This window comes from Parolsenella sp., from assembly GCF_982402205.1.
This window is the reverse complement of record NZ_CEVYAT010000164.1, coordinates 1-3,257: the sequence shown is the minus strand read 5'-3', so window position 1 is coordinate 3,257 and position 3,257 is coordinate 1. Positions and strand designations below refer to the sequence as shown.

4 protein-coding genes are annotated in these 3,257 nt (G+C 66.3%); all 4 read right to left on the bottom strand.

The window, feature by feature from the left end:
• A partial coding sequence (locus AC1VTH_RS07510) for a radical SAM protein (RefSeq protein ID WP_481335521.1) occupies positions 1 to 229 on the bottom strand: 229 nt, incomplete at its 3' end.
• A gap of 4 nt (positions 230 to 233) precedes the next feature.
• A complete protein-coding gene (locus AC1VTH_RS07505; protein ID WP_481335520.1) occupies positions 234 to 1,418 on the bottom strand; it encodes a sulfate/molybdate ABC transporter ATP-binding protein in 1,185 nt (394 codons plus the stop codon).
• The gene (gene modB / locus AC1VTH_RS07500; protein WP_481335519.1) at positions 1,415 to 2,089 is read right to left on the bottom strand and encodes a molybdate ABC transporter permease subunit; all 675 of its coding nucleotides are present in this window, start codon (positions 2,087 to 2,089) and stop codon (positions 1,415 to 1,417) included. Before modB ends, AC1VTH_RS07505 begins: the two co-directional genes overlap by 4 nt.
• An 87-nt stretch (positions 2,090 to 2,176) precedes the next feature.
• Positions 2,177 to 3,052 (bottom strand): molybdate ABC transporter substrate-binding protein, encoded by an 876-nt coding sequence (modA, locus tag AC1VTH_RS07495; protein ID WP_481335518.1) that lies wholly within the window; start codon positions 3,050 to 3,052, stop codon positions 2,177 to 2,179.
• Positions 3,053 to 3,257 lie beyond the last annotated feature (205 nt).

The window sequence follows — 3,257 nt, the reverse complement described above, 5'->3', positions numbered from 1 at the left end:
CTGCATGCCCGCGGCGGGCAAGCGGCTCGCCACCCGTGATGCGTACCTTGCGCACGCCCAACGTAGCGGCGGCCGCCACCCCCTCGGCGAGTTCCTCGAACGAGAGCAAGTCGCGGTGACGGCGGTGCGCAACGCCTGCCGCGGGCATGCAGTAGATGCAGCGGCAGTTGCACTTGTCGGTGATGGAAAGACGCAGGTAGGAGATGTTCCTGCCCAGGGTGTCCCTCAACTACTCATCCCCTCAGAACCATGACGTCGGCGGGCGAGACCTCGATGGTAACGCTCGTGGGGTCTTCAAGGGAGGCCCAGGCGTCTTTGGACAGCTCAACGCGCAACTGGGCGGTGCCAGGGGTGTCGCACATGACGATGGTCGAGAAGACGTTGTCGATCACGCGGGCAACGCGACACTCGATGCGGTTGTCGGGCGAGACGGATGCGGAGCCGGACGCGTCGTCGCCCACGGCACCGGCGACAGCGCCCGCCACCCGCGCGCCCTTCTCGGCATCATGGGCGGCCGAGCCAAAGCCCGTCTCGGCATCACCAATGGTGTCGACCACGCGGCCGTCGGCACGCACAATGCGCAGGAAGTGCGCGCGCACGCCCACGCTCGTGGCGCCCGCGACGTCCTGCGCGCAAGCGAGCTCGACGCCCCAGTCGACGCAGCGCACCACACGCTCACCCGCCGGCACGGCCTCGCTCACGTTCTTGCAGCCGCTGATGATGGCCTCGGAACGCGTGGCCGGCGCGTCGAACAGCTCGTAGGTGCCCACGGTGCGACCGCTCTTGCCGGCCGTGAGCACGCAGACCTGGTCGCACATGCGGTAGGCCTCGTCGCGGCTGTGCGTCACGAAGACCACGCCGCCCGGGAAGGCCTTGAGGGTGTCGGCGAGCTCGAGCTCGATCTGCCAGCGCAGAAAGCCGTCGAGCGCGCTGAACGGCTCGTCGAGCAGCAACAGCTCGGGCTTGTTTGCCATGATGCGGGCCAGGGCGCAGCGCTGCTGCTGGCCGCCGGAGAGCTCCGAGGGCTTGCGACTCTCGAGGCCCTCGAGCCTAAAGGCCCGGATCTGGGCGGCCGCGCGCTCGCGACGCTCCTCGCGGGTGCCGCCGCGCACGCCAACCTCGATGTTCTTGACCACGGTCATCGTGGGGAACAGCGCGTAGTTCTGGAAGAGGTAGCCCACGCGGCGCTCGCTCGCAGGCACGTTGACGTGCGCGGCGGAGTCGAACAGCACGCGGTCGTTGAGCACGATGCGGCCCTCGTCGGGCGTCTCGATGCCGGCGATGCACTTGAGGGCCATGGACTTGCCGCAGCCCGACGCGCCCAGAAGCGCAAGCGTCTTGGTGGCGTCGGGCGCCTCGAAGGAGACGTCGAGGCTAAAGCCCGGGAAGCTCTTGCGAATGTCGACGGAAAGACTCACTTGGTGCCTCCCTGCGTGCGGGCGCGGCCCTCGAGCCAGTTCATGGCAAGCAGCACCACGGCCGAGATCGCCATGTTCACGAGCACCCACTTGAGGGCGAGCATGTCGTCTCCGGTGCGCCACAGCTGGTAGACCGTGGTGGAGATGGTCGCCGTCTGGCCGGGGGTGTAGCCGGCGATCATGGCGGTGGCGCCGTACTCGCCCAGGGCGCGAGCAAAGGCCAGCACCGCGCCGGCGAGGATGCCCTGCGCGCAGCTGGGCATCTGGACGTGCCAGAAGGCCCAGGTGCGGCTCTTGCCCAAGGTCTGGGCGGCAGCGGTAAGCGTGTCGTCGTAGGCCTCGAACGCGCCGCGGGCGGTGCGGTACATCAGCGGAAACGCCACGATGATGCAGGCAAAGATCGCGCTGTACCACGTCATGGTGAGGCGGATGCCAAAGGTCTCGAGCACCCACGCGCCCACCGGGCGGCGCGGTCCCAGGACGAGCAGCAGCAGGTAGCCAACGACGGTGGGCGGCAGCACGAGCGGCAGCGTGAGCACCACGTCGAGCAGCGCCTTGACCGTGCGCGGCAGGCGGGCGATGAGCTGCGCGGCGCCGATGCCGGCAAAGTACACCACCACCGTGGCCACCGCGGCGATGCGCAGCGAGTTTATGAGCGGATACCAGTCCACGGTTTCCTCCAACGACACGTGCCCCGACCGTCGAAATTCGGCCGGGGCGCCGCTTAGACTCTTATCTCACGCCATACGCGTGACCCGCTACTCGAACAGCGGCTTGAAGCCGACCTCCTCGAAGCAGGCGCCGGCCTCGGAGCCCTTGAGGAACTCGAGGTAGTCCTTGGCGGCCTGCTCGTGCTTGGTGCCCTTGACGACGGCAGCCGGGTAGATGACCTGGCCGCACATGTCCTTGGTGGCGACGTCGACCACGGTGAGACCGGCAGAGACGGCGTCGGTGCGGTAGATAATGCCGCAGTCGACGGCGTCCTCGGAGACCTGCGTCGTGACTTCCTTGACGTTGGTGCCGTAGGTCAGCACGCCAGCGGCGGCGAGCTCGTCCTCGTTGAGGGTGTAGTAGGCCAGGATCTTCTGGGTGTACTGGCCCACCGGCACGTCGGAGTTGCCCATGGCGAGCTTGATGTCACCGGCCTGGAGGTGCTGGGCCAGCTCTTCGAAGCTGTTGATGTTGGCGGGGTTGCCCTCGGGGACCACGAGGGTGACCTCGTTCTCGAGGATGTTGAAGCGGGTGTCGCTCTCGATGAGGTCGAGACCCTCGGTGTTGACGCTCGAGTCAGCGGTGGCGTCGAGCTGGTTCATCTGCTTCTGGCCGGCGGAGATGAAGACGTCACACTCGGCGCCCTCTTGGATCTGGGTCTTGAGGGTGCCCGAGGAATCGAAGGTGAAGGCGGCCTCGGTGCCGGTCTCCCTGGTGAAGGCATCGGTGGCCTTGGTGAGGCTCTCGGTCATGCTCGCGGCAGCGAAGACGATGAGGCTCTCGCCCGAGGCAGCGGCCTCGGGCGTGGCGGCCTCGGTGGTGGCGGCGGAGCCACCGCAGCCCACGAGATTCATGCCGGTGGTGACGGCGACGATGCCGGCGCCCATTCCCTGCAGAACCTGCCTGCGGCTGACGTTACGCATGTTGCATTCCCTTCTCCCCCGTTCGGCCCCAGTGTGGCTTGGATACCAAGAAATTCTTTTTTCCGCTTAGGCGTTGTGTATGAATTTAAACAACGCTCGCCATAAGAAACTGAATCAAAGTCTGAACCCTTACAAATGGTTTGGCAACCCTTAAGGGAAAAGAACAGCCCTAACGGGTCAACCGTTCTTGCGAGCGGTATATAAC